We start from the raw sequence: 1,420 nt of genomic DNA, 5'->3' as shown, positions 1-1,420 counted from the left end.
CAAGGTCAGAGTTCTAGCGTTGTATTGCAACAAAAACTAAAAGGCACAATGACCTTTAGTAACATCAAGCACAGCGCAAATTATGACAACTGGAAGGATGACCGAGACATCTACAAACAGCACATCAGCTTTGATGGCCAAGATGCAACGCTCGCATACAAAGCAAGCTACGCACGCGCTTCAGGCGATGATTTTCATTACATCATCCAACCAAACCTTGAACAACAGGTTCGAGATGAAGCCAATGCAAACAGCTTCAACGTATTGACCTACAACATTTGGGGTCTACTACCAGGTATTACTGCTGAAAACACCTACGATCGCTTCCACTCAATCGCACACATGGTAGTACCAGGTTATGACGCGATCGTATTCCAAGAAGCACATGATCTAGCGTCATCAAACTACTTCCGCGATCACATCAAAGGTGAATACCCTTACCTGACTGAGATTCCTTTCGAGCTTGGCCGCATTCTAAACGGCGGTATATTTATCGCATCTAAGTGGCCAATCGAAGTAGAAGACAACATTGTTTATCAAGCATGTATCCGCGAAGACTGCCTTGCATCAAAAGGTGCGGTTTACGCAAAAATCAATAAGCTTGGCAAAACGTACAACTTGTTCGGTACGCACGTTCGCGCCTATACAACACCTGAAGACATTGCGAATCGTTTTGAGCATCTAGCAGAACTGAAAGCATTCAAAGACAGCAAGCACATCCCTGCGAATGAGCCTGTTATCTATGCCGGCGACTTTAATGTCGACAAGGTAAACTTCCCGCAGGAGCGTGATGATTTGATGGCGGTTCTGGATGCGACAGAGCCAACAGCACTTGAAAACTACCCTTACTCGTACGGTGGCTCTATTAACGTGTATGCAGATGATCAATATGACGAGTACTTAGACTACGTGCTTTACTCAAATGAACACGTTACGCCAATCAGCTCTAGCAACACATTGCTACTTCCTCGTAGCATAGAATCTGAGCACTGGGGTCGTTGGGACTTATCAGACCACTTCCCTGTTAAAGGTGAGTTTGTCTACCCATAACAAGCAAGATTCTGTTATACCCTTACAAAGCGAACCAATTGGTTCGCTTTTTTTGTGACCTAATTTTCTATCTGAGCATTATTAATATTGTAACCAGCACTTTTGAGTTACCGTTTGAGCTCAAACAAAAATAGCAATGTTATCGTCGATCTATGTCTTTAGTATGCAACATTGAAGATCAGAAAGGCTTCGTAAAACAAAAAGCAGAAGCGCTCTCTCTGAACATTCAACAGCTAAAACCCATGATTAAGTTTTTAATCATGCAAGGCGTCGATTTGCCTAAATTACTTGAAGGCACCGGTATTGAGCAGCACCACCTTATCCATAGAGACATTTCAATTGATGCGTTCCAACATCAAAGACTATTATT

The 1,420-nt window shown here is 43.0% G+C and carries 2 protein-coding genes; both read left to right on the top strand.

Annotated elements, in window-relative coordinates; genetic code table 11:
- A partial coding sequence (locus A3762_RS22520; protein ID WP_068757720.1) for a sphingomyelin phosphodiesterase occupies window positions 1–1,050 on the top strand: 1,050 nt, incomplete at its 5' end.
- A 152-nt stretch (window positions 1,051–1,202) separates the two neighbouring features.
- Window positions 1,203–1,420: hypothetical protein (locus A3762_RS22515; protein WP_156493678.1), on the top strand; the 218-nt coding region annotated here is incomplete at its 3' end.

The sequence above is a fragment of the Oleiphilus sp. HI0125 genome (genome assembly GCF_001635355.1).
Note: the sequence above shows the minus strand (reverse complement) of the source record. Positions and strands in the feature narration are given on the sequence as shown.